Here is a 23,759-nt window from a genome sequence, read left to right as displayed (position 1 = left end):
GAGACCTTACGTGAGTCGAGTCATTGTTGTTACTTCCGGCAAAGGCGGTGTTGGTAAAACCACCACCAGCGCCAGTTTTTCTGCAGGTTTGGCCCTGCGGGGTTTTAAAACCGTTGTAATCGACTTTGACGTGGGTCTGCGCAACCTCGACCTCATCATGGGCTGTGAGCGGCGCGTGGTGTACGACCTGGTCAATGTGATCAATGGCGAAGCCAACCTGCAACAGGCCCTGATCAAAGACAAACACTGCCCCATGCTGTCGATTTTGCCCGCCTCGCAAACCCGCGACAAAGACGCCCTCACCGAGGAAGGTGTTGAAAAGGTCATCAAAGACCTCGCCGAGATGGGTTTTGAATACATTGTCTGCGACAGCCCTGCAGGCATTGAGCGCGGCGCAGTGATGGCGCTCACCTTTGCCGACGAAGCCATTGTGGTCACCAACCCTGAAGTGTCGTCAGTGCGAGACTCGGACCGCATCATTGGCATTTTGCAAGCCAAGAGCAAGCGGGCCAAAGAGGGCGGCGAGCCTGTTAAAGAACACCTGCTGATTACCCGCTATTCCGCCAAGCGGGCCAACGAGGGAGAAATGCTGAGCCACAAAGACGTGGCAGACCTGCTTCGCATTCCACTACTGGGCGTCATCCCCGAATCTGAAACCGTGTTGCAAGCCTCCAACCAGGGCATGCCGGTGATTCATGCCGAGGACAACGACGCCGCCACAGCCTACCAAGACTGCATTGCCCGCTTCCTGGGCGAAACCAAGCCCTTGCGCTTTGTGGACTACGAAAAGCCAGGCCTGCTGAAGCGCTTGTTTGGAGGTTAAAGCCATGTCATTGTTAAGCATGCTGTTTGGCGAGAAGAAAAAGTCCGCCAGTGTTGCAAAAGAACGACTTTCCCTGATCATCGCGCGGGAACGCATTAGCGAAGAAGGGCCCGATTTTTTGCCCCAAATGCGCGACGAATTGATGCAAGTGATCGCCAAATACGTCAAGATTGACCAAGAGGATGTGAAGTTTAATCTTCAAAAACAAGGCAATATGGAGATGTTGGAGGTCAATATCGTCTTGCCGGACCAGAAGTAAATCTTCACAATAGGGTTGTAAACAACAGCTTTTTTGGATGTCGCAGTACAAAGCGGGGGTTAATGCAAGCCAGAGATTTTCAGCCTGAGCCGAACCGACCCGATGTGGTCTCTATCGCACAGCTAATCGGTCTGGCCTCGAGCTACTTGCCCGAGGCTGAGATCAGGCGTGTTCGCGAGGCGTACAAGTTCTCTGACGTTGCGCACCTTGGCCAATTCCGAGCCACGGGCGAGCCCTATGTGACCCACCCCATTGCAGTGGCTGAGTTGTGCGCCAGTTGGCGCCTGGACAGCCAAGCCATTCAAGCCGCCCTGCTCCACGATGTCATGGAAGACTCGGGGGCCACCAAAGAAGACCTGATCGACCGCTTTGGCGCCCAAGTGGCCGATTTGGTGGACGGTTTGTCCAAGCTGGACAAAATGGAGTTCTCCAGCCGTGAGGAGGCCCAAGCCGAGAACTTCCGCAAGATGTTGCTGGCCATGGCCCGCGACCTTCGGGTAATTTTGGTGAAACTGGCCGACCGCCTGCACAATATGCGCACGCTGGACATCATGAGCCCAGCCAAAAAACGCCGCATTGCCCTTGAAACCCTCGAAATTTACGCCCCCATTGCCCACCGCTTGGGCTTGAACGAAATTTTCCGCGAACTTCAAGAACTGAGTTTTCAGCACGCCTACCCCATGCGCTACCAGGTACTTAAAAAGGCGGTGCTGGCCGCTCGGGGCAACCGGCGCGAAGTGGTGGGAAAAATTCTGGAAGCCATCGAGAAATGCTTAAGCGATGCGAACATTGAATGCCAGGTGTACGGCCGTGAGAAGGCCTTGTACGGCATTTACCGCAAAATGATTGAAAAGCGCCTGAGCTTTTCGCAAGTGCTGGATGTGTATGGCTTCCGGGTGGTGGTCAAAGACATGCCCACTTGTTACATGGCCTTGGGCATGCTGCACCAGTTGTTCAAGCCCGTGCCGGGCAAATTCAAGGATTACATTGCCATACCCAAGGTGAATGGTTACCAAAGCCTGCACACCACCTTGCTTGGCCCCTATGGTACGCCGGTGGAATTTCAGATTCGAACCGAAGAAATGCACCAGGTGGCCGAAAAAGGCGTGGCCTCCCATTGGTTGTACAAGGGCGAAGGCGAAGGGCTGAACAAGATCCAAACCCAAACCCACCGCCTGTTGCAAAGCCTGCTCGACATTCAGAACCAAACGGGCGACTCAGCCGAGTTTCTGGAGCACATCAAGGTGGACCTGTTCCCCGATGCGGTGTATGTGTTTACACCCAACGGCAAGATCATGAATCTGCCACGGGGCGCAACCGTGGTTGACTTCGCTTACGCCGTGCACACCGATGTGGGCAACCACTGTGTGGCCGCGCGGGTTAATCAGGTGATCGAGCCGCTGCGCACGGTGTTGAAAAGCGGCGATGTGGTTGAAATCATCACGGCCCCCCACAGCCGCCCCAACCCGGTGTGGCTGGGTTTTGTGCGCTCGGGCAAAGCCCGGTCAGAAATTCGTCACTACCTGAAGTCGATGAACCTGGAAGAAACCGTGCGCTTGGGCACGCGCTTGCTGGAACAGGCCTTAGAGGCCGACCACATCAAGCTGGAACAATTGGCCCCCGAGGTGTGGGACCGTTTGCTGAAAGACTCGCAGGTGAGCACCCGCGAAGAACTGTTGGCTGACATTGGCTCGGGCCGCCGTGTGGCCCCCGTGGTGGCCAGGCGGGTACTGATCGCCATGGGTCGGGCCGATGCACGCGTGGATGCCCCAGTCGCCGGCCCCTCTGGCGAGGCCAGAGCGCCCATCATGATTCATGGGGGTGAAGGCATGTCGGTGCAACGTGCGCCTTGCTGTCTGCCCATTCCCGGAGACAGCATCATTGGCTACGTGCGCAAAGGCTCTGGCTTGATCATTCACACCGACGAGTGCGAAACAGCCCGCAAACAGATCCGCAAAGAGCCCGAGCGTTGGACCGACGTGCAGTGGTCACCCGAGATCACGCGCCCCTTTGATGTGAATGTGGATTTGCAGGCCGTGAATGAAAAAGGCGCCTTGGCCACCATTGCTGCCACCCTGAGCGATCAAGGGGCCAACATCACCAACCTCACGATGAGCGATGAAACCGCTTTCCGCAAGCTGTTGCACTTCACCATCCAAGTCAATGACCGGGTGCATTTGGCCCGCATCTTGATGGCCTTGCGCCGTTTGGAATATGTGGAACGGGTGACCCGTGTAAAAGGTCGCAACTTTGCCAAGGTGCGCCTGCCAGTGGCTGACACGGCCACACATTGATTAATCCAGCAGGTATTTCACCTCAGTAATTTCTAGTTCGTCGCGCCCGGCTGGGGTCATCAGCGACACCACGTCGCCTTCTTTGGCCTTCAGCAATGCGCGCGCCACCGGGGATATCCAACTGATGTGCCCCCGAGCGGTGTCCACCTCATCCACCCCCACAATTTTGACGGTGAGCTCTTCGCCCTTGCCATTGATGTAGGTGACCGTGGCCCCAAAAAAAATATTCTCAAGGCCCTGCTGGGTGGCGGGGTCAACCACTTCGGCAATCTCGGTTCGTTTGGTCAGGAAGCGTATGCGGCGGTCGATTTCGCGCAAGCGTTTTTTGCCATACAGGTAATCGCCATTTTCAGAGCGGTCGCCGTTGGACGCCGCCCAAGACACCACGGCCACCACCTCTGGCCGCTCTACTTTGACCAAGTGGGTCAGCTCGTCGCGCAGCTTGCGATAGCCCTTGGGGGTGATGTAATTTTTGAGCCCTTTGGGCAGGGCTGGGCCGGCCTCTGGGCCTTCATCGTCATCGTGTTCGGATTCTTTGGTGAATGCTTTGCTCATGGTTTCTTGCACTGGACAGCTTTTCAAGAAGTGTGCAGGATACAGGAAGTGAGAACAAGCCTGCAGCGCCGCATAAAACAAAGCTCTCAAACCACTTCATGACGCACGTCCAAGACAATCCGAAGATCATCGTAGTTGACGACAACAACGATGATTTTGTACTGATTCAACGCGAGCTTGTGAAAGCGTGGCCGCAGGCCGATGTGGTGCATGCCGATGATGCGGCAGCCCTTGAGCACGCCCTGCAAGAGGCTGAGGCCGACGTGGTGATTTGCGATTACGCCATGCCTGCGCTGACGCACGAAAACGTGGCGGATATTATTGCGCGGCTTCGCCCGCAAACGCCGCTGATCCTGTTGTCTGGTTTGGCCAGCGAGGCCGTGGGCCTGCAGGCCATGCATGCGGGCGTGCGCGATTATGTTGAAAAGTCCAAACCCCAACGGTTGATTCCGGCTGTGCGTCGAGAGATTCACACCCACCGCCTGCAACGCGAAAAACAACTGCTGGAACAAGCCCACCGGCGAGCGGTTTATTTTGATACGGCCACGGGTTTTTTAAATCGTCAGGGCTTGGTGAAAACGCTGTCGGGTTTGGCCAGTGGCACACACCCTGAGCGTGATCTGTGCCTGCTGACGATTAATTTTTCTCGCAACCAGGCACGCGGGCCAGAGGTGGACCCGCGCATACGCCGCAATATGCTTGAAAAAATTGTTGCACGTGTTCGCGAAAGTTTTGAGAAACAGATTTTGTGCAGGTGGTCTGACAACATGATGGTGGTGGTGACCGATGAGATGAGCTGGTCGGCACCGCCAGAGCAAACCGCCGAGCGATTGGCTGCGCTCGAGAGCCAGTTAAACCGCCCTTTCTTGATTGAAAACTTCCCTGTACGCCCCAATTTGCGAATGGGGCTGGCCCGCCCGGGCCAAGATGGCGTGCATGCCGCAGAGTTGGTCACTCATGCGCAGGCTGTGGCCCACGTGCTGGAGGCAGATGGCAAAGATTTGATGGGCGTGCTCGACCCCGATGTGCACACCCGCGCCAAGCGGCGCAAAAAAATTGAATTGGGTTTGGCCAAGGGCATTGAAGGCGATGAGTTGGTGCTGGACTTCCAACCCATTGAAGATCTACACACGGGCAAGATTTGCGGGGTGGAAGCCTTGGTGCGGTGGACACACCCGGAGCTTGGCAGAATCATGCCCAGCGAGTTCATCGACGTGGCTGAGGACTCTGGCCTGATCGATGCCTTGGGCGATTGGGTGATACAACACGCAAGCCGCATGTTGCTGCAATTGCACAGCGCAGGCCACATGTTGAGTTGCGCCATCAATTGTTCCGCCGGGCAGTTGCTGAACCCGGAGTTCCCGGCCAAGGCCAGTGCCAGCATACGCAGCGCTGGGCTTGACCCAAAGTGGATTGAGTTCGAAGTCACAGAATCTGCGGCCATCGACGACATGCAGCGCACGGTGAAGGCCCTGCTTGCTTTGAAGGCGCAGGGCAGCAAGGTGGCCATGGATGACTTTGGCACGGGCTATGCCTCGTTGAACTACCTGCGACAATTGCCAGTGGATGTGCTGAAAATCGACAAGAGTTTTGTGATGGATTTACTGGACGACCAGAACAGCCACATGATCGTGAAGGCGGTGATCGACCTGGCCCACGCCTTGGGCTTGACGGTGCACGCCGAGGGCATTGAAACCGAGGCCCAGCGCGCCACACTCATCGACATGGGTTGCGATCGTCTACAGGGGTACTGGTTTTCCAGGCCGCTGGATCTGAATACCTTGCTGGGTTGGCTGAACGAGGCGAAATAGAGTGCCCTGCACTCAGCTAAGCAACAAATGAATCGAACCAGCGTGGCTTTTAAATTCGCACCGCTGCGCGCCCGCCAATTTTGCCCAGGTAATCCAGCAGCCGTTTGGCAATTTGGTTCAAAGGCACCACTTCATCGGCCGCGCCCAGGGCAATGGCCTCACGTGGCATGCCAAACACCACCGAGCTGGCCTCGTCCTGGCAGATGTTGTAGCTGCCAGCTTTTTTAAGATCGGCCATGGCTTGTGCGCCATCTTTGCCCATGCCGGTGAGCATGATGCCCACAATGTTTCTGGGCGATACTTCCTGACCTGATTTAAACAGCACTTCGACAGAGGGGCGATGACGATTGACCGGCTCGGCATCGGACAACTGGCAGGTGTAGTTGGCACCACTGCGACCCAACAACAGGTGTTTGTCACCCGGGGCGATGTAAGCATGGCCGGGCAGCACCCGCTCACCATGCACAGCCTCTTTGACGGTGATTTGGCAAATTTGGTTTAGGCGCTCAGCAAAGCTTTTGGTGAAGCCTGCGGGCATGTGTTGGGTAATCAAAATGGCCGGGCTGTCTTTGGGCAACTGCTCCAGAATGACTCGGATGGCCTCTGTTCCACCGGTGGATGAGCCGATGAGCACCAACTTTTCTGTGGCTGCAAACCGGTTGCCCAGGGCCTGCACCGAGGCCACCGGGGAGGCCGCATCAAAAGGCTGGCCTGGCGCAACAAGGCCGGTGACTGGATCTGCGCTGGCGGGCTGAGCGTTTGTCATGGGTGTCACTGGTTTAATCGGCAAACGGTTAAGACGGTTACGGGCAGCATGCGCTGCGCGAATTTTGTCGGTGATCTCGTTGGCGTAGTGGATCATGCCTTGGCTGATGTCCAGCTTGGGCTTGGTCACAAAATCCACCGCGCCCAATTCCAGCGCGCGGAAGGTGACGTCGGCACCTCGCTCGGTCAGGGTAGACACCATCACCACGGGTGTTGGGCGCAGGCGCATGATGCGCTCAAGAAATTCAATGCCGTCCATTCTGGGCATTTCGATATCAAGTGTGATCACATCCGGATTGAATTTCTTGATTTGATCGCGAGCGATGAATGGATCTGGCGCGGTGGCCACCACTTCCATGTCGGCCTGAGAGTTGATGATTTTGCTCATCAGGTTACGAATGAGCGCTGAATCATCCACCACCACCACTTTGATTTTACTCATGCTGTTGCACCCTTAAAAAAATACGATGTCGCCATCGACGGGGTCTTGTTGAAGCGTCTCTCGGTACGCCCTCTCTTGTTTGGCGGCGAGGGAATCGGCACTGGCCACTCGCTCCACACGCACTGCACCGCTGTGGGTGTTGAACTTGATGCGGCGGCTGTGCTCACCACCCAAATCGGCTGCAGCCGTTTTAATTTTGTCGTTCCACAAAAATTCCGTCACAAAATCGGCATTGCGACGCCCCACATGCTGGGCATTCAGGGCCCCTGTGATGTTGGCTCCGCCAAACACCTTGGCCACCAAGGTGTCCCGCTTGGCACCCATCAGCAACAGGTCGTTGATCAGCCTTTCCATGGCATACAGGCCGTAGCGAAGTGATTTGGTGGCATCGCCCAAGCCCCCACCCGTGCCGGGCGAATCGGGCAGCATAAAGTGATTCATCCCACCTATTTTCAGGCGACTGTCCCACAGGCAAGCCGACACGCAAGAACCCAGCAAGGTGCTGATTTCTGTGGGTTGCCAGCACGCCACTGACTCACCGGGCATGATGGTTTTGCGTTCAAGAACGACCACGCCGTCGCCGGCCATGCTGGGGCTTGGGCTCATGGGAATGTCCTTGGGGCGCCAAGTTCGGTGGCGCTCGCTTTGGCGGCTTTGTCGGTGTTGACGGTGTAAACGGTTTTACCGCGCAGGGTGAAGTAGTCGCGCGCCATGGCAAAGTTCTCGGAATGCCCGGCATACAACAGGCCACCCGGGTTCATCAAGGGAGCAAAGCGCTTCAGGATTTGCAACTGCACATCTTTTTCAAAATAGATCATTACATTGCGGCAAAACACGGCATCAAAGCCGGGGCGCAGTTGCCAGGCCGTGTCCATCAGGTTCAAACGGCGGAAGGTCACCAAGGCCTGCACCTCAGGGCGCACTCGGATCAGCCCTTCGCTGTCGCCCTTGCCTTTGAGGAAATACTTGCGAAGAATTTCTTGAGGTATTTTTTCAACCTGGTCCATGCGATACACGCCTTTGCGCGCATGCTCGAGCACCTTGGTGTCGATGTCGGTTGCCAAAATGCGAACGGGCGGGTTGATGCTGTTGAAGGCCTCCATGGCGGTGATGGCCATGGTGTAGGGCTCTTCACCCGTGGATGCGGCACTGCACCACAATTCAATTCGATTGGATCGCGACAGGGATTGCAGTTGCTTCTTTAAAATCTCGAAGTGATGCGCCTCACGATAAAAAGAAGTGAGGTTGGTCGTGAGCGAGTTGGTGAAGTGCTCCCACTCGGGGTTGCTGCTGCTGGCCTCTAGCGCATCAAGATAGCTGGAAAACTTGGTGTGGTTGCAGGCTCGCAGTCGGCGAGCCAGGCGGCTATACACCATGCTTTGCTTGCTGCTGGCCAGGGAGATGCCCGCGATCTTCAGGATGAGGGCTCGCACCCGGGCAAAATCCTTGTCGGTGAATTCAAATTCGCGGTCGCTGTCGTCGCTGAGCAAAGACTTGTTGACAGCGATGGCGGCCTGCCTGGCTCCTACCACTGTGTTGTCGAAAGTGTTCTTGAATAAAGAGAGTTTGTCGCTGGGCCGGCTCATGAATAACCTTTTTGGCTGGTATACACACAAATTGACAGATACACCAACGCGGTTGAGTTCTATACCTTTGCATGATCCGATAAGATGTTGTGAATAATGCAAGGATTAAAGTGCCGATTACCTGTTATATCTGGCTTTGGTCCTTCAACAGAACAACACGTCGAAGTTTGGCGATCAACGGCGGATGAGATGAGCAACAACATGGGCTTGCCCCCTTCCCTGCTGGACCTGAGTGGTTACACAGACAGCGGGCTGAGGGTTTTGGTGGTGGAAGACAATGACTCTGACTTTGAGCTGATTTGCTTCAGGCTTAAACAGGGCGGGCTGAAGTACACGGCTGAGCGCGTGGACCGGCTGGAAGATTTGAAGACCAAGCTGGAGCATGAGGAGTGGCAGGTGGTGATTTCTGACCACAATCTGCCGGGCTTTGGATCGGAAGAAGCACTCAAGGTGGTTCGCAATTCCGGGCTGGATGTGCCTTTTATCATTGTGTCGGGCAGCATTGGCGAGCACGTGGCAGTAGACGCCATGCGCGCCGGAGCAGACGACTACTTGATGAAAGACAAAATGGCCCGCCTGGTGCCTGCCATTGAGCGTTCCATGAGAGCCGCCAATGAACGGCGCAACCTGGCCGCCGCGGAGCAGGCCCAACGCGAGAGTGAGCGCCGGTTTGCCGCCATCGCAGAAAACATCCCCGGTATTATTTTACGCATGCAGTCTGGGCCGGACATTGCCCGCCCCATTGTGCCGTTTGTCAGCGAGGGAGTGCTGCAGTTGTTTGGGGTACCACCCCGTTTGTTCCTGGAAAACCCACATTACTTTTTCGAGCACATTGAGCCAGATGACTCGGCAGAGCTTTTTGATATGCTGCTGGACCCGCCCAAACCGGGCACGCCCATCACATGGGAAGGGCGTTTGAAGGCCCTGGGTAAACGAGAACCGCGTTGGGTGTTGCTCAACGCCGTGGCCAAGGCCCGGGGCAGGACGCTGGTGTGGGATGGGGTGCTGCTGGATATTTCAGACCGAAAACAGGCCGAAGAGCGCCTGCAAAAAGCCCAAACCGAGCTGCGCTTGGTGACCAGCGAGTTCGAGAAAAGGCGTGAAGAGGAGCGTGGTGCCATTGCCCGTGAGATCCACGATGACATGGGTGGCTCTTTGACCAAGCTAAAAGCCGATGTGGCCTGGTTGAACAAAAACATCTCGCCCACCCCAGCCACCCAAGAAAAGCTGGACGACATGCTGGAGTTGATTGAACACCTGCTGGCCAGCAGCCAACGAATTGCAAAAGACTTGCGGCCGGGCATTTTGGACTATGGCCTGATTGCCGCACTGGATTGGTTGGTGGGCGACTTTAAAAAGCGCTGCCAAATGGAGGCGGCGTTCCGCGCCAATGTGGATGAAGTGGACATCGACGCCGACGCAAAAACGGCTTTGTTCCGCATTTTGCAGGAAGCACTCACCAACATTGTGAAACATGCGCAGGCCACCCAGGTGGATGTGGAGTTGTTTGTTTCCGGGAGTGAAATTTCCCTGGAAATTCGCGACAATGGCAAAGGAATCGACACTGCCGACAAGCTCAAGGACACGTCCTTCGGCTTGCGAGGCATGCAGGAACGGGTGGCTGCATTGGGCGGCTGGGTGGATGTGAGTGGCGCAATAGGGCGTGGCACCACGGTGATGGTGTCCTTGCCGGGCCCCAACCAGACTAAGGATGAGGCAGAAGATGATTAAAGTATTGCTGGCCGATGACCATGCTTTACTGCGAGGCACACTAAAACAGTTGCTTGAAGACACCGGCTTTGTGCAGGTGGTAGCGCAGGCGGGCGAATACTCCGAGATTATGAAAGCGCTACAAAGCAACGCGGTGGACTTGGCGATTTTGGATATTTCAATGCCGGGCAAAAACGGCGTGGATGTGGTGAAAATTGTCAAAGACAAGTACCCTGCGGTGAAAATCCTGATGCTGTCGATGCACCCGGAAGACCAGTACGCCGTGCGCTGCTTGAAAGCCGGTGCAGCGGGCTACCTCACCAAAAACACCGCCCCTGAAAAACTGGTGGATGCCATTCAGGTGATTGCTGCAGGGCGCAAATACATCACCCCTGAACTGGCAGAGTCGCTGGCCAGCCACCTGACTGAAGACACGGAAAAGCCCTTGCACACCACCCTGAGTGACCGGGAATTCCAGACCATTCGACTGATTGCAGCAGGCAAGAAGTTGAGCGAAATTGCGGAAGAACTCTCCCTAAGCCCCAAAACCGTGAGTGTTTACCGGGCGAGGATTCTTGAAAAAATGCGCATGAAGACCAATGGGGAGTTGACCCGTTACGCCTTGGAGAATGGGCTGATTTAGCCCGGCTCATTTGCGGTCGCGCTGTGCCCCCTCTCGTGTTCGCTCGCTCCTTCAAGCCAGCGGGTCCATGCCCCGTTTAGCGGCGTCGCTTGCTCTTTGAAGCCAGCAGGACCATGCCCCTTTGCGACGGCCAATCTGTATTTCCCTCCCTGAGCCTCGCCTGAACTGAGGCCCGCCCTCCAAAACTGCGGTCGGGTCGGACCTCTGCCCCCTTGGGGGGCACCGTTCATTCTTGGCACGGTCGGGCAGATTGTCCTGAAGGTCGCCGCAGGGGCATTCGTCCCTGCTGGCTTCTGGGCAAGCGCCGGGGCTGGGGTGGCACAGGCCGCGCAGGCCGATTCAGGGCAGCCCGCCCGGTTTGGCCCACACCGAGGGGCCGAGGCGTGTTTCCCCGCCAAGCCCCACGCTTGGCGGGAAACCGAATCGGATGCAATGGCGACATTTTCGCCTTGCATGCCCCCTCGGAAGGGACAAGAAGGGATACACGGGCTGATCCCAGGCCAAGGGGGCGAGTGCCACCCCGGCCCAAAAGCGCGACGCCCAGCGCGCAGACTGTCACGAATACGCCACCCACCCCGCGAACACAAAAAACAAAGCACTGGCACCCCAACGCAGCACTCGCAAAGGCAACACCCGGGTAAGGCGCTCACCCATGAACACCACCGGCACATTGGCCAGCATCATGCCCAGCGTGGTGCCCAGCACCACCGGCAAAAAATGGCTGTATTGCGCTGCAATGGCCACGGTGGCCAATTGTGTTTTGTCACCCATTTCAGCCAGAAAAAACACAAGCACCGTGGTGGCAAACACGCCCCATTTGCCAGTGTCTGGAGGGTTGTCGTCTTGCTTGTCCGGGAACAGGGTCCAAACACCCATGCCAACAAAACCAGCAACCAGAATCCAACGCAATGTGTCTGGGGCAAGCAAGGTGGTCACCCACGTGCCCACCGCACCCGCCAACGCATGGTTCAGCAATGTGGCCAGCAAAATGCCCCAAACAATCGGCCAAGGCTTCTTGAAACGGGTGGCCAGAATGATCGCCAGCAGTTGGGTTTTGTCGCCCATTTCGGCCAAGGCCACCAAACCAGTGGAGGTTAAAAAAGCATCCATGCAAACACGGGGTATTTAAAGTTGCGCAAGTGTATCACCCATCAGCAGCGGGTCATCCACAATTGACCCAACCTACCAACGTGAAATAATCCGGCCTTTGGCTCAACCGCCCGCCACTCTGCCTGCATGAATCACCTTGACACACTTGGCCAAATTCTTGGCATCACCGCGCCGGTGTTTGCCATGGTGCTAATGGGCCTGTTGCTCAAAAAAATCTCTCTGATCAACGACAGCTTCATCCAAACGGCGTCCACGCTCACTTACAAAGCCACCATGCCCACGCTGTTTTTTCTGTCCATTTGGCGGGCCGATCTGCAAAGCGCATTCAACCTCCAGTTGGTGCTTTATTTTTGCGTGGCCACGCTGGTGGGCTTTGCGGCCAGTTGGTGGTGGGCCAGCCGCACCGTTGAATACCGCCAACGCGGGGTGTTTGTACAAGGCGCGTTTCGGGGCAATTGCGGCGTGGTCAGTTTCGCGCTGGTGGCCAGCACTTATGGCGACTATGGCCTGTCGGTCGGTGGCGTATTGGCTGGGTTCACCATTCTGTTGTTCAATGTGCTCTCGGTGCTGATTTTGTCCCTTTACAGCCCTTCCCTGCGCTTTAGCCCGGTGGCCATTGCTCGCGAGCTTGCCAAGAACCCGCTCATCATCGCAGTGGTATTGGGCATGTTCGCCAGCGCCATGGGGCTTAGTCTTCCCCAGTGGCTCTTAAAGTCAGCCGAATATTTTGCCGGGCTCACGCTTCCTTTGGCACTCATTTGTGTGGGCGGTACTTTGTCCCTGGCTGGTATTCGCGCATCGGGATCCAGCGCCATGCAGTCCAGTTTCATCAAGGTGCTGGGCCTTCCTGTGCTGGCCTGCGCGGGGGCATGGCTTTTGGGCATCACCGGCACCAACCTGGTTATCTTATGGATGTTTTTTGCCAGCCCCACGGCTGCGGCCAGCTTTGCCATGGCGGTGGCTGCTGGCGGGGATGGGCGCTTGGCAGCCAACATCATTGCGCTCACCACGCTGGTGTCTATAGCAAGCATCACACTGGGTATTTATGCCCTCAAAGCCATGGGGCACTGAAAGCCGTTAAACTCAAGGGGTAGTGCATCACTTTCCTCAGGTTGTTTACCCATGCAAGCCGAACAACAACAGGTGCCCAGTCCGGGCGCCACCGCGGCCCATTTGCTCACCCCTCGTCGAGAACTGCTCTTGCTGCTGGTGCTCGCTGGCATTCAGTTCACGCATATTCTTGATTTCAAGATCATGATGCCGCTGGGCCCGCAACTCACCGAGGCCTTTGGCATTCGCGATGCGCAATTCGGTTTGCTGGTCTCGGCCTACACTTTTTCGGCGGGTTTATCGGGTTTGTTGGCCTCGGTGTACATCGACCGATTTGAACGTCGCACCCTGTTGCTGGTGCTGTATCTTCTGTTTGCCTTGGCCACCTTGGCATGCGGCCTGGCGCCCACCTACGAAAGCCTGATGGCTGCGCGCATTGCGGCCGGTTTGTTTGGCGGAATACTGTCAGCCATGATCCAAACCATCGTGGCCGACGTCATTCCCTTTGCGCGGCGTGGCAAGGCCATGGGTATTGTGATGACCTCGTTTTCGGTATCCACCGTGATGGGGGTGCCACTGGGTCTGTACATTGCTGCACATTCCGACTGGCACACGCCCTTCATCGCCATCGCCGGGCTCAGTGTTGCGCTCGCGGTGGGTGGCTGGCTGGTTATTCCCAGCCTGCACGGGCACCTGGCCGCCAATGCGGGCAGCAAGGCGCTGCAAGGCATTGCCACCGTGGTGCGGGACACCAATCACCTGCGTGCTTTTGCATTTTCTTTTTGCATGATCTTCGCGGGGTTTTCAATCATCCCGTACATCACCATCTACATGCAAACCAACGCTGGGGTTTTAACATCACAAATCCCGCTGATTTACCTGGTGGGTGGCGCGGCTACGCTGGTTAGTGCCCAACTCATTGGCAGGCTAAGCGACCGGCTGGGCAAATTAAAAGTGCTGGGTGTGGTGGCCTGCGTGGCGGTGTTGCCGATGATGCTCATCACCCTGTCAGCGGGCCTGCCCCTGTGGGGCATCCTCATCATCACCACGCTGTTTTTTGTGTTCGTCAGTGGCCGCATGATCCCAGGCATGGCCTTGGTGAGTGCCGCGGCAAACCCTGCGTATCGGGGCACCTTCATGACCTTGAACTCATCCATGCAATCAGCGGCCATGGGCCTGGCGGCCCTGGTCGGCGGCTTGGTGATTTCACGCAATCCGCAAGGAATGATTCAGTATTTTTGGGTGTGCAGCCTGATTGCAATCGGCTTCAATTTGTTGGCTTTGGCTTTGGCCCGGCGCATCCGCGTGCACGCATAAGTGCACGCCTTAGTGCACGCAATAGCGCAGGCCTTAATTGCTGGCGGCCATGCGTCGAATAATCGACGACACCACCAAGCGGAGGCCTTTGATCTCTTTGGCTTCCAAAGGTTTTTTGTCTTTGAAGTCTTTGTCTTTGCTCAGCTCTTCCAGCTTTTGCTCAACGTCGCGGAGCAATTCGAGATGGTGCTCAAGTTGCTGTTTCATCTGTCACCAATACGCGGTTAAAACGGTAGGCGAAATATACACGTTTCGCCCACCTCGCGGGATGACATTTTTGTTACGTTGGCTTGACCAACCAATGGTTGTCCAGCGCCATGGCCCACCCCTCTTGTTGCTGCCCGCAATGTAGCCCTGCATCGCTGTACGCCAAAGCACAAGGCTGTTGCAGGCTGCGCTCGTGCAACAGCTCACCCTGTGTATTGGTGGTACACACCGTGTTATGCAAAGTGCAGCTGTAAGCAAACCCGTTGGGCATGGCCACCACATCCCCCGCATACCCGCCTCTGCTTGTACTGCTGGGCACGGCCTTCAGCCCGCTTGCGTTTAACAGCGCCAACACCGGGGACGCGTGGCGCATGCGCTCTTTGGCATGCTGAGCCTGCATGGCCACTGCCACTGTGTTGCCTGCGCGGTTCAAGGCCAAATGCCGAAGGCTCAACAAACGATCCTCGAGCTGCCACCGGCCCAGCACCTCACCAGTGCCCGGGTGCATGGCCACCAGCGAGGAGTCCATGTCATCAAGGTTTACCTTGGCTCGCCCCATTTGGGCATGGGTCGGAATTCCCCCATTGGCCACCAAAATACTGCCCTGCTGCAGGCCTGCCACCCCCGCGGGAAGCGCAATCAAGGCATGGGGATCTTGTCCCAGGGTGGGCCACACATCGATGGTTTCAAGGCTTTGAAGATCTCTTTTAACGAGTCGGCCCTGCCCGCTGTAGCGGTCGGTTTCGGTGGTATAAAACCATGGCTCTTGTGCCAAACGCAGAGCGTGGCCGTTCAGGCTTCTTTCATGGTCCAACCAGTGCCGCTGCATCTGCCCACTGCCCCAATGGATGCGCATCAACCAGTCGCCGGGGCGGCGTGCCACCACCAAACATTCCTCTGGGCCCAGCCAGGTTAAGCCATGGGGGCGGCTGGGTACATTGCACACATGCTCGGTAAACCGCGGCCCATGCTGGGTCAAATCCAGCAAACCCACTTGGTGTTGCCCATTCTGTTGAAGCTGCCATGCGGCCAACACGCGAGTTGCCCGGGCGTGCCCGGGGCCAGCCCAAGCCCACTTTGCAGGCCATGTGACAACCATGCCCACGCTTACCGCGTGCTTTAAAAAGTTGCGCCGAGTGGCATGCATGTTAATCGCCATCCGATGAAGAAAACTGCACAGCCACTGCCATGGCTGGAGCCACCTGCGTTTGCAACGCGCTTGCCAAGGCCTGTAATGCCTCACTGGCCTTTTGAACAGAGGCTGGGGTTTGGGCATCCAGTTGGCTAATGGCCTCATTGGCCCGCTCTACGGCCAGCCACAGGGCATCGGCCACCGTGTGGTGACCCAACCCACGCAAATACGCCTCCAGCGGCAACACCGCTTGCTGTGGGTCGGGTGCTGCGGCGTGGGGCATCACCAACACGTGCCGCACGCTACGCCAAATGGTTTGCCAGGCTTGCTCAGTCAGCCCAAGCTGGCTATGGGGCCAGCGCACTGGGCCTTCGGCCTTGCTGTCTTGGTGGGCCAGCAGCGGTTTTTTCATGTTTTGCCACGCCAAAGCCTGCACCGCACCCAGCACTTGGTTGAAATACTGCTGCACAAGGGCAGGCGCATCATTTGGCGGGTTCCAATTCAGCGCATCCACGCGGGTTTGAATGTCCTGCAACACCGCCAGCGAATATGCACAGGCAGGCTCGCCAGCCGCAACTGGCTGCACAAACCAAAGCCGTTCCAACGCCGGTAAACCCCTGCCCGGGCTGCCCACCTGGGCCATGTTCAGTGCGCCCTGCGCTTGCAGAGTCAGGGCCCGTTCAAGCAAACGCTCACGCAGGGGTCTGAAGTCGATTTCGCGCACCAGGTGCGTGCTCAACATGGGGCCATCGACCACGGCGCTCAAACCCAGCCACGCCAACAAAGTGCTTTTGTACCGGGCTTGAAGCCCCGGCAAGTCACTATTCCCTGCGCAATACGCCTGCGCAGAGCTGCTTAGCTCGCTCAGTTGTTTTTGAAACTGCCGGGTGGCCGGCACAAAGTGATGTTCACGTGCGGCCTGAAGCAATGTTTCAGGGGTGTACAAAGGGTAAAGGATTGCACTGCGATCCTCTGGCACAGCTGCCGAAACATGCCTGGCATCGGCCAGCATCCAAAACCCCAATAACACCGCCAACACCAGCAACCACACCAGCGCCCGCAACATGCCGCCCTTAAAGTCTGACATTGCTCGCTCCATGATTACAAAGACTCCACAAACTTGATGAGCGCTTCACGGTCTTTCGCATTGAAATTCATGAATCGCTGGCGGCTTGGCTCTGCCTCACCACCGTGCCAAAGAATGGCCTCCTCCACGCCATCAGCTCGCCCATCGTGCAACAGGCGCATGTGTCCATTCACGGCAGGAATCAATCCAATGCCCCACAAGGGCGGGGTTTTCCACTGCCTTCCCGTGGCCAAAAAATCAGGCCGATGGTCGGCAAGCCCCTCGCCCATGTCGTGCAGAAGCAAATCGGTGTAGGGGTAAATGGTTTGCCCCTCCAGTGCCCTGCTGCTCAGCCTTGGGAATGGCGCTTTGCCCGTCACATACGATGGGCGATGGCACACCGCGCACTGCGCATCTTCAAACAAACGCTGGCCGCGCAGCACCTGGGCATCGTCGGTGTTGCGGCGTGCTGGCGGCGCGAGCACCGCTTGATAGAACACAATCTCGTTGAACAGGCGATCGCTTAATTCTGGCTCGCCATGGTCTGAACCATTGGGGGCTGCCAGGCAATCCAATTGCGCGGGCGTGCAATTTTCTGCGGGGAACAACGATGAGGTAATGCCAATGTCCCCCAAAAATGCACCTGCCGTTTGGTGGGCCAGGGTGGCCACATTGGCCTTCCATCCAAAGCGGCCCAACATCTCTTGCTTGGCATACGCATCCCACACCCGGTTGGGCACCCCGGCAATCCCATCGCTGCGCTGGGATTGCGCCTTGGCATTGCTCAAAATTTCCTCCTCGGGAATGGCCTCCAGCAGCCCCAGCCCCACCACCTGCGGTGCAATTCGCGGACTCATCAGGGTGGCTGGGTGCAAGGGGCCGTAGGCCAAATCGGTAATGCTGTAGCTTGGCTTGCGCAACGTGTAGGGCGTGCCATCCGGGTACCGGCCCTTGATCTCTGTTATTTGTATGCGCACCTTGCCTTCGGGTTTTACGCCATGAATGGCCGCATTGTTTAACTGGTCTCCGTAGGTGGGCTCGGGCACCACACCGTGTTTGCCATCGTGTTGCCCTGGAATGGACAGGCGCATCAACAGTTCCACAGGTTGGGTTTGGTTGATGCGGTTCACAATCGCCGGTGGCTGGCCACGGCCATCCAGCAAGTGGCAACCACCGCAAGAGCGGGCAATAAAGTGGGGGCCCAGACCGTCGCGCGCGGTGGTGGATGCAGGGGCTTGCACCCAGTTGCGTTTAAAAAACGAATTGCCAATGGCAAAGCGTGTTCGTTCGGCATTCGGCAAATTGGCAGCCGGGAAGGAAAACGCATTTTGCCCGTCCGCAAACACGGTGGCATCGCCTGCGCTGCGAGGAGTCATGGGCTGTACTGCGGGTGGGTTGGCCAACACCAGGCCGGCCAACAACCCGGCAGCAGCAGACAACAACACAAAGCGTTTTTTCATGGCATGGCCAGTGTCAATTGTTCAATGCCGAGGGCACTGGCGGCCTCTACAATCAAAGTGCTTTGCTTGGTCAGGCTATCAATCACAGCGCGAATTCGCTTGGGGCCCGGTGCATCAGCCCCCCCAAGGATTTCGCGGTCAAATGGGGCTTGAATGTTTTCTGCCGCTTTTACAGAGGCCGCCATTTGCTGGCTGGTTTTGCTGGCCAGCGCAGGGGCCTTCTTGGCCACCAACGATTGCAAGGATGGCACTTGAAGCAATTCACCATTGACCTTCCTGTACTGCCCTGTCCAAACATTCAGGATGCCCTGCGCATTCGCCACAGCATCGCGGTGGGTGTTGTCAGAAAAACAGGAATGTTCATCCTCTTGGTCCTGGCTAAACAGCGCCACCTCCAGCCGCTCACCTGCCAGTTCCCCGCGCGACAAAGACCCCAAACCCACCAGCATTTTGCGAACCGACTCCAGGCCACCTTGTTCAAACCCAGCCCTGTAGTTACCCGCCGAATTGGGTGCCCATTGCGCAGCCAGGGCGCTTAGATCGTCCACCAACAGTTGGCTGACCTCAAGCAGGTATGCCCCTCGTCGCTCTGCGTTTTGGCCCACACCTTTCACATAGTCGGTGTGGGGCCGTTGGCCGGGGCCATCGACGCTCAGGTCTTGACCCCACAGCAAAAATTCAATGGCGTGCCAGCCCGTGGCAATATTCTCTTCACCACCGCGCTCGTTGTTCTCAATCAAGGCAGCGCGGGTGATGTTGAAGGTGGAGTTATTGATAAACCCGCTGCTGGCATTGCCTTTTACATAGTCCACGTATGATTCGTCCATGGGCCAGGCATTGATTTGGCCCTCCGGCCCCCCTTCTCCATCGATGGGGCCGCCATAAAACCGAAAAGCCTCGGTTTGACCATACACCTCGCGGGCCTGCAACCAGGCCTGCTTGGCCGCTTCAAGATGGCCAGCGCTGGGGTGTTTTACCAAGGTTTGAATGGCACGGTGCAATTGCTGCGCACCATGCAATGCATCACTGTAATTGGCGTGCACCAAGGTCGCGTAGCCCTTGGCAACGTCTGCCGGAGTGGGGCTGGCCACTGCGGGCCCCGCCATGCTCCACAGGCCAATCAACAACAAACCGCCCGTCCAAAAATGCCCCAAGCGCAGACTGTTCAACATCATCAAACCATTCCCTGAAATTTAAAAATCACACGCACAGTGTACTTGAAATTATATTAATGATAATGAGAACGATTTGTGTTTAGTAATTTTTTGTACTACACTGCCTGCAATTTCAATTGAGAACCGGTCTCATCATGCAAGCAAACATGTCTTCAGCACCCCACCCTGTTTTGGCAAATTCCAGGCAGACGCATGTCGACCAGCCGGGCACAATCCCCGTGCTGCACAGCCATGAACTGTTTCCCAAGGGCATTCGCGAGGTGACCATTGCGCACGCAAACATGCAATACAGGCTGCGCATTACTGCGCAAGGCAAGCTCATCCTCACCAAATAAGTTTTCAATCAACCCGCCAGCCATGCCGGGCCTGTGGGCCATGTGCACCAGCCAGCCATTTTTTTAATTGGTATATTCATGAACAAAAAATTGCTGCCCCGCGCCGTGGCATGTGCCATGTTGGCCTGGCCTGCATGGGCCATGGCCCAAACCAACAACACCCTTCCCACAGTGCAGGTGGAAGGCCAAGCCCAAGGCGAAGCCACACCAGCCACCCCCGTGGAAGGATACAAAGCCAGCACCGGTTTTTCGGCCACCAAAACTGGCACACCACTGGCCGAGACCCAACAAGCCATCACGGTGATCACACGCGAGCAGGTTCGGGACACCGGCGCCGTGAATGTGCAAGAAGCCCTGCGTTACACAGCTGGAGTAAGTGCCGAGTCATACGGGTATGACAACCGTGGCGACTGGGCCTTTATCCGTGGTACTTCGTATGTGCAATACCTTGACGGCCTAAAAACCATTTTTGGCTTTTACAACACCACACGGCCCGATCCGTTTACGCTTGAGCGCATTGAGGTGATCAAAGGCCCCTCGTCAGTGCTCTATGGTCAAGGTGGCTTTGGTGGACTCATTAACTTGGTGTCCAAGAGGCCGCAGCGCGAGACTGCTGGCGAAATGGAAGTTCAGCTGGGCGAATACGGACGCGCGCAATTGGGTATCGACCTTACAGGATCGCTGAATGAAGAAGGCACGCTTCAATACCGCTTGATCGGTCTGCACCGCGATAGCAATACGCAAGTCGATTACGTGCCTGACGACCGCAGCCTGGTCGCCCCCGCCCTCACCTGGGCCCCCAATGCCAATACGCAGTTCACTGTCTACGCCTTGCAGCAACGGGATTTGTCTGGATCATCCGTGGGGTTTTTCCCGGTTGTTGGAACGCGCTTTGAAGGCCCCAACGGCCGCATTCCCAACAATGTGTTCATCAGCGAACCGGGCTTTGACAAATACCTGTCGCAAAATACAAGCTATGGTCTGGAATTCAATCATCGAGTCAACGACATTTTCAGCTTTTCACAAAAAATCCGCCAAACCGACAGCTCGGTGTTGTACAACTCGGTGTATTCGGCCTTTGCACCACGGCCCCGGCTGAACGCAGACGGGCGAACCATCAACCGCACCATCATTGCGCAAATTAACAACTCCGATAACCTCACCAGTGACTCGCAATTGACCGCACGCTGGCAAGCAGGCGATTGGGACAACACCACCACCCTGGGCCTGGATTACCAACGCGCGGCCTTGGGCGGCGCGCGTGGACAGGGCGGCACAGCAGCCCCCATCGATGTGTTTAACCCCGTGTATGGCAACTTCACGGCCCCCACATTGGCAGACATTGCTGGCACCGTGCAATCCCAAACCGGGGTGTATGCCCAACAGCAATTTAAATATAACAAACGTTGGCTGGGCACCGTGGGCGTTCGGCAGGACTGGGCAAAATCCCGCACTGATCGTGCGCCAGCATCGGCTCTGGATCAAGACGCCACCACCTACAAGGCCAGCGTGGGCTACATCACCAACGCGGGCGCCATGCCTTACATCAGTTATTCGGAGTCGTTTCTGCCCATTGGCGGTCTGGACTTCTTTGGCAATCCATTTAAACCGCAAACCGCCGAGCAAATTGAGGCTGGGGTGAAATACGAAACCCCGAACGGCAAATCACTGTTTACGGCAGCGGTGTACGAGATCACCGAAGGCAACCGACGCACGGCAGACCCCAACCAAGCAGGCAATCAAATCCAGGTGGGCGAAGCAGAAAGCAAAGGCATCGAGCTGGAAGCCAACCACCGCCTAAGCCCCAGCGTTGATGTATTGGCGGCTTACGCCTACACCTCGGCCCGAGTCACGCGGGACAACGGAGCCTCCCAAGGCAAGCGGTTGGCCACCGTGCCCAAGCAAACCCTCAGCCTGTGGGGCCGCCAAAAGTTTGACTGGCTTGGTACACCCGGGTGGCAGTGGGGCGCAGGCTTGCGTTTTGTGGATGAATCTTGGGATGGTGCCGACAATGTGCGCACCCCCAGCGTCACTTTGCTGGATGCCATGCTGAGCTACACCTCTGGCGATTGGCGGTACGCCTTGAATGCCACCAACCTGGCCAACCGCGAATACGTGTCCACCTGCCTGGCACGTGGCGACTGCTTCTATGGCACCGCGCGCAATGTGGTGTTTACTGCCAACTACAGCTTCTAAGTACAATTCATGGTGTTGGCCTTACCTTGCAGCACCATGAATTACACCCTCCGCCTGATAGCACTTCTTCTAAGCTTGACCTGCACCACTGGGGCCAAGGCAGCACCCAACGACATGGCCACCCGTGTGCAAGCCTGCACCGCTTGCCATGGTGAGCAAGGGCGCGCCAGCCCCGAGGGCTACTACCCGCGCATCGCAGGCAAACCCGCAGGCTACCTGTACAACCAATTGATCGCCTTTCGGGATGGAGGGCGCCACCATGCTGCCATGACAGGCATGGTGCAACACCTGTCCAACGACTACCTGTTGCACATGGCCAATTATTTTGCCGAGCAACACCCGCCTTACCCTCCACCTGCCCCCGGCAACAGCACCCCAGCTGAGTTGCTTGCGGGCAAACGCCTGGTGTTTGAAGGCGCAAGCGATCGCAAAGTGCCCGCCTGTGCAGCATGCCACGGACAAAACCTGATGGGGGTACAGCCCAACACGCCGGGTTTGCTGGGCTTGCCCAAAGATTACCTGAACGCTCAATTGGGCCAGTGGCGCAATGGGCAACGCCAAGCGGCAAAGCCCGATTGCATGCACCAGGTGGTGCAAGCACTCACCGTGAGTGAATTAAACGCTGCCAGCAGCTACCTGGCCGCGCAACCTGTGCCACCCAACGCACGAGCCCAATCGGCCAACAGCATTGAGTTTCCGCTGGAATGCGGTACCCACAGCCGCCAGCCACCAAAGGCAAACACGACCAACAAACCAAACGCCCAGCAGCAAAGGGGGGCCGAGCTGGCCCGCATTGGCAATTGCATGGGCTGCCACACCACCGCGGGTGGCCAACCTTATGCAGGTGGTCGTGCCATTGAAACCCCATTTGGCCGGGTGTACGCCAGCAACTTGACACCCCACCCCGGCACAGGGCTTGGTCGTTGGACGGCGGATGACTTTTACCGCGCCATGCACCATGGCATTTCAAAAAACGGGCAATACCTATACCCCGCTTTTCCATTCACCGAGTACACACGCATGCCCCGTCAAGAGGTGGATGACCTGTTTGCCTACTTGCAAAGCCTGCCTGCCGTGGAGCAGGCCACACCCAAGCCCACACTGCGATTTCCGTACAACCAACGCATGCTTTTGGCGGTGTGGCGCACTCTGTATTTCACCCCGGGGGAATTCCAGGCCGACCCCAATCAAAGCCCGCAATGGAATCGTGGTGCTTACCTCGTCAATGGCCCAGGGCACTGTGCAGCGTGCCACACACCACGGGGCAGCCTGGGCGGCTACCAATCCAAGGCCCACCTGCTGGGTGGAAACATTGCTGAGCTCAATTGGTTTGCGCCTGCCCTGAACAATCACACCTTGCACGGCCAAGGCCAATGGACTGAAAGCGAACTTGTGCAATATCTTCAAAGCGGGGCCAATCGCCATGCTGCAGCCAGCGGCCCCATGGCCGAAGTGCTTGTGCACAGCCTGCAACACCTTGACCAAGACGATTTGAATGCCATGGTGGTGTATTTGAAAAGCCTGCCAGCCCAAGCGCCGGTGGTGCCGCAGGGCACAGAATTGGCCAGCCGAAGCCTGCAGCCTGCTTTGCGTTTGGGAAAAGACATTTACACAGAACAATGTGCCAAGTGCCATGGTGCACATGGCCAAGGCGAGGCAGGAAAATTTCCGGCACTGGCCGGCAACGCCACAGTGAACGCGCCTGTGGCCAGCAACGCCATACGCGCAGTGCTCAACGGGGGCTACAGCCCCAGCACCGTAGCCAACCCGTACCCCTATGGCATGCCGCCTTACCGCGCACAGCTCAGCGACGCGCAGATCGC

21 protein-coding genes are annotated in these 23,759 nt (G+C 57.1%); 11 read left to right on the top strand and 10 right to left on the bottom strand.

Features of this window, described 5'->3' with window-relative positions; all coding sequences use genetic code 11:
- The first annotated feature begins 10 nt into the window (after positions 1-10).
- The 3 genes from minD (at position 11) to ACEQU8_RS05745 (ending at position 3,376) form a co-directional block, all read left to right on the top strand.
- Positions 11-823: a septum site-determining protein MinD gene (minD, locus tag ACEQU8_RS05755; RefSeq protein ID WP_370262185.1), complete on the top strand. Its 813-nt coding sequence runs from the start codon at positions 11-13 to the stop codon at positions 821-823.
- 4 nt (positions 824-827) lie between these two features.
- Positions 828-1,082: a cell division topological specificity factor MinE gene (minE, locus tag ACEQU8_RS05750; RefSeq protein WP_370262183.1), complete on the top strand. Its 255-nt coding sequence runs from the start codon at positions 828-830 to the stop codon at positions 1,080-1,082.
- 62 nt (positions 1,083-1,144) lie between these two features.
- Entirely contained in the window at positions 1,145-3,376 is a 2,232-nt protein-coding gene (locus ACEQU8_RS05745; RefSeq protein WP_370262182.1) for a bifunctional (p)ppGpp synthetase/guanosine-3',5'-bis(diphosphate) 3'-pyrophosphohydrolase, read from the top strand.
- On the opposite strand, the gene greB is transcribed toward ACEQU8_RS05745, so the two are convergent.
- Positions 3,377-3,931 carry a transcription elongation factor GreB gene (gene greB, locus ACEQU8_RS05740; protein WP_370262181.1) on the bottom strand — a complete coding sequence of 185 codons (555 nt, stop codon included), beginning with the start codon at positions 3,929-3,931 and terminating at the stop codon, positions 3,377-3,379.
- A 98-nt stretch (positions 3,932-4,029) separates the two neighbouring features.
- Here greB and ACEQU8_RS05735 point away from each other — a divergent pair, with 98 nt between their 5' ends.
- The gene (locus tag ACEQU8_RS05735) at positions 4,030-5,742 is read left to right on the top strand and encodes a putative bifunctional diguanylate cyclase/phosphodiesterase (protein ID WP_370262178.1); all 1,713 of its coding nucleotides are present in this window, start codon (positions 4,030-4,032) and stop codon (positions 5,740-5,742) included.
- Between the two features lie 49 nt (positions 5,743-5,791).
- Here the strand turns inward: ACEQU8_RS05735 and ACEQU8_RS05730 are convergent, their stop codons facing one another.
- From ACEQU8_RS05730 to ACEQU8_RS05720, 3 genes are read right to left on the bottom strand one after another with little or no spacing between them, the layout of a single operon-like run.
- Positions 5,792-6,949 carry a chemotaxis response regulator protein-glutamate methylesterase gene (locus ACEQU8_RS05730; RefSeq protein ID WP_370262176.1) on the bottom strand — a complete coding sequence of 386 codons (1,158 nt, stop codon included), beginning with the start codon at positions 6,947-6,949 and terminating at the stop codon, positions 5,792-5,794.
- Positions 6,950-6,961: 12 nt separating this feature from the next.
- Positions 6,962-7,555, bottom strand: a complete 594-nt coding sequence (locus ACEQU8_RS05725; RefSeq protein ID WP_370262174.1) for a chemoreceptor glutamine deamidase CheD — start codon at positions 7,553-7,555, stop codon at positions 6,962-6,964.
- The gene (locus ACEQU8_RS05720; RefSeq protein ID WP_370262172.1) at positions 7,552-8,535 is read right to left on the bottom strand and encodes a CheR family methyltransferase; all 984 of its coding nucleotides are present in this window, start codon (positions 8,533-8,535) and stop codon (positions 7,552-7,554) included. The genes ACEQU8_RS05725 and ACEQU8_RS05720 overlap by 4 nt, the downstream gene beginning before the upstream one ends.
- Positions 8,536-8,724: 189 nt before the next feature.
- Between ACEQU8_RS05720 and ACEQU8_RS05715 the strand changes: the two genes are divergently transcribed.
- Both ACEQU8_RS05715 and ACEQU8_RS05710 read left to right on the top strand, forming a co-directional pair.
- A complete protein-coding gene (locus ACEQU8_RS05715; RefSeq protein ID WP_370262170.1) occupies positions 8,725-10,266 on the top strand; it encodes an ATP-binding protein in 1,542 nt (513 codons plus the stop codon).
- Entirely contained in the window at positions 10,259-10,888 is a 630-nt protein-coding gene (locus ACEQU8_RS05710; RefSeq protein WP_370262169.1) for a response regulator, read from the top strand. Before ACEQU8_RS05715 ends, ACEQU8_RS05710 begins: the two co-directional genes overlap by 8 nt.
- Before the next feature lie 555 nt (positions 10,889-11,443).
- On the opposite strand, the gene ACEQU8_RS05705 is transcribed toward ACEQU8_RS05710, so the two are convergent.
- Positions 11,444-11,998, bottom strand: coding sequence for a TMEM165/GDT1 family protein (locus ACEQU8_RS05705; protein ID WP_370262168.1), 555 nt, complete (start codon positions 11,996-11,998; stop codon positions 11,444-11,446).
- 126 nt (positions 11,999-12,124) lie between these two features.
- On the opposite strand from ACEQU8_RS05705, the gene ACEQU8_RS05700 reads away from it, so the two are divergent.
- Complete coding sequence (locus tag ACEQU8_RS05700; protein ID WP_370262166.1) at positions 12,125-13,069, top strand: AEC family transporter; 945 nt, start codon at positions 12,125-12,127, stop codon at positions 13,067-13,069.
- Between the two features lie 51 nt (positions 13,070-13,120).
- The gene (locus ACEQU8_RS05695; protein ID WP_370262164.1) at positions 13,121-14,365 is read left to right on the top strand and encodes an MFS transporter; all 1,245 of its coding nucleotides are present in this window, start codon (positions 13,121-13,123) and stop codon (positions 14,363-14,365) included.
- Between the two features lie 33 nt (positions 14,366-14,398).
- Here the strand turns inward: ACEQU8_RS05695 and ACEQU8_RS05690 are convergent, their stop codons facing one another.
- The 5 genes from ACEQU8_RS05690 to ACEQU8_RS05670 form a co-directional block, all read right to left on the bottom strand.
- Positions 14,399-14,572 (bottom strand): hypothetical protein, encoded by a 174-nt coding sequence (locus tag ACEQU8_RS05690; protein WP_370262162.1) that lies wholly within the window; start codon positions 14,570-14,572, stop codon positions 14,399-14,401.
- Between the two features lie 73 nt (positions 14,573-14,645).
- Positions 14,646-15,719, bottom strand: coding sequence for a DUF1513 domain-containing protein (locus tag ACEQU8_RS05685; protein WP_370262160.1), 1,074 nt, complete (start codon positions 15,717-15,719; stop codon positions 14,646-14,648).
- A 1-nt stretch (position 15,720) separates the two neighbouring features.
- Positions 15,721-16,791 (bottom strand): hypothetical protein, encoded by a 1,071-nt coding sequence (locus ACEQU8_RS05680; RefSeq protein ID WP_370262158.1) that lies wholly within the window; start codon positions 16,789-16,791, stop codon positions 15,721-15,723.
- A gap of 14 nt (positions 16,792-16,805) precedes the next feature.
- Positions 16,806-18,230, bottom strand: a complete 1,425-nt coding sequence (locus ACEQU8_RS05675; RefSeq protein WP_370262157.1) for a di-heme oxidoredictase family protein — start codon at positions 18,228-18,230, stop codon at positions 16,806-16,808.
- Positions 18,227-19,336, bottom strand: a complete 1,110-nt coding sequence (locus ACEQU8_RS05670; RefSeq protein WP_370262199.1) for an imelysin family protein — start codon at positions 19,334-19,336, stop codon at positions 18,227-18,229. The genes ACEQU8_RS05675 and ACEQU8_RS05670 overlap by 4 nt, the downstream gene beginning before the upstream one ends.
- Positions 19,337-19,551: 215 nt before the next feature.
- On the opposite strand from ACEQU8_RS05670, the gene hemP reads away from it, so the two are divergent.
- The 3 genes from hemP to ACEQU8_RS05655 all read left to right on the top strand — a co-directional run.
- Positions 19,552-19,740, top strand: coding sequence for a hemin uptake protein HemP (gene hemP / locus ACEQU8_RS05665; protein ID WP_370262155.1), 189 nt, complete (start codon positions 19,552-19,554; stop codon positions 19,738-19,740).
- Between the two features lie 78 nt (positions 19,741-19,818).
- Positions 19,819-21,936 (top strand): TonB-dependent siderophore receptor, encoded by a 2,118-nt coding sequence (locus tag ACEQU8_RS05660; protein ID WP_370262153.1) that lies wholly within the window; start codon positions 19,819-19,821, stop codon positions 21,934-21,936.
- Positions 21,937-21,972: 36 nt separating this feature from the next.
- The coding region (locus ACEQU8_RS05655; RefSeq protein WP_370262152.1) for a c-type cytochrome at positions 21,973-23,759 on the top strand (1,787 nt) is incomplete at its 3' end.

This window comes from Limnobacter sp. (assembly GCF_964228395.1).
GTDB lineage: Bacteria > Pseudomonadota > Gammaproteobacteria > Burkholderiales > Burkholderiaceae_B > Limnobacter.
This window is presented reverse-complemented; position numbering and strand designations above follow the sequence as displayed.

Coding starts and splice junctions, on each gene's coding strand:
- ACEQU8_RS05745 (WP_370262182.1), top strand. CDS start 1,145: ATGCAAGCCAGAGATTTTCAGCCTGAGCCGAACCGACCCGATGTGGTC.
- ACEQU8_RS05660 (WP_370262153.1), top strand. CDS start 19,819: ATGAACAAAAAATTGCTGCCCCGCGCCGTGGCATGTGCCATGTTGGCC.
- ACEQU8_RS05725 (WP_370262174.1), bottom strand. CDS start 7,555: ATGAGCCCAAGCCCCAGCATGGCCGGCGACGGCGTGGTCGTTCTTGAA.
- ACEQU8_RS05695 (WP_370262164.1), top strand. CDS start 13,121: ATGCAAGCCGAACAACAACAGGTGCCCAGTCCGGGCGCCACCGCGGCC.
- hemP (WP_370262155.1), top strand. CDS start 19,552: ATGTCTTCAGCACCCCACCCTGTTTTGGCAAATTCCAGGCAGACGCAT.
- ACEQU8_RS05685 (WP_370262160.1), bottom strand. CDS start 15,719: ATGCATGCCACTCGGCGCAACTTTTTAAAGCACGCGGTAAGCGTGGGC.
- ACEQU8_RS05735 (WP_370262178.1), top strand. CDS start 4,030: ATGACGCACGTCCAAGACAATCCGAAGATCATCGTAGTTGACGACAAC.
- ACEQU8_RS05675 (WP_370262157.1), bottom strand. CDS start 18,230: ATGAAAAAACGCTTTGTGTTGTTGTCTGCTGCTGCCGGGTTGTTGGCC.
- greB (WP_370262181.1), bottom strand. CDS start 3,931: ATGAGCAAAGCATTCACCAAAGAATCCGAACACGATGACGATGAAGGC.
- ACEQU8_RS05720 (WP_370262172.1), bottom strand. CDS start 8,535: ATGAGCCGGCCCAGCGACAAACTCTCTTTATTCAAGAACACTTTCGAC.
- ACEQU8_RS05690 (WP_370262162.1), bottom strand. CDS start 14,572: ATGAAACAGCAACTTGAGCACCATCTCGAATTGCTCCGCGACGTTGAG.
- ACEQU8_RS05680 (WP_370262158.1), bottom strand. CDS start 16,791: ATGTCAGACTTTAAGGGCGGCATGTTGCGGGCGCTGGTGTGGTTGCTG.
- minE (WP_370262183.1), top strand. CDS start 828: ATGTCATTGTTAAGCATGCTGTTTGGCGAGAAGAAAAAGTCCGCCAGT.
- ACEQU8_RS05700 (WP_370262166.1), top strand. CDS start 12,125: ATGAATCACCTTGACACACTTGGCCAAATTCTTGGCATCACCGCGCCG.
- ACEQU8_RS05730 (WP_370262176.1), bottom strand. CDS start 6,949: ATGAGTAAAATCAAAGTGGTGGTGGTGGATGATTCAGCGCTCATTCGT.
- ACEQU8_RS05705 (WP_370262168.1), bottom strand. CDS start 11,998: ATGGATGCTTTTTTAACCTCCACTGGTTTGGTGGCCTTGGCCGAAATG.
- ACEQU8_RS05715 (WP_370262170.1), top strand. CDS start 8,725: ATGAGCAACAACATGGGCTTGCCCCCTTCCCTGCTGGACCTGAGTGGT.
- ACEQU8_RS05670 (WP_370262199.1), bottom strand. CDS start 19,336: ATGGCGGGGCCCGCAGTGGCCAGCCCCACTCCGGCAGACGTTGCCAAG.
- ACEQU8_RS05710 (WP_370262169.1), top strand. CDS start 10,259: ATGATTAAAGTATTGCTGGCCGATGACCATGCTTTACTGCGAGGCACA.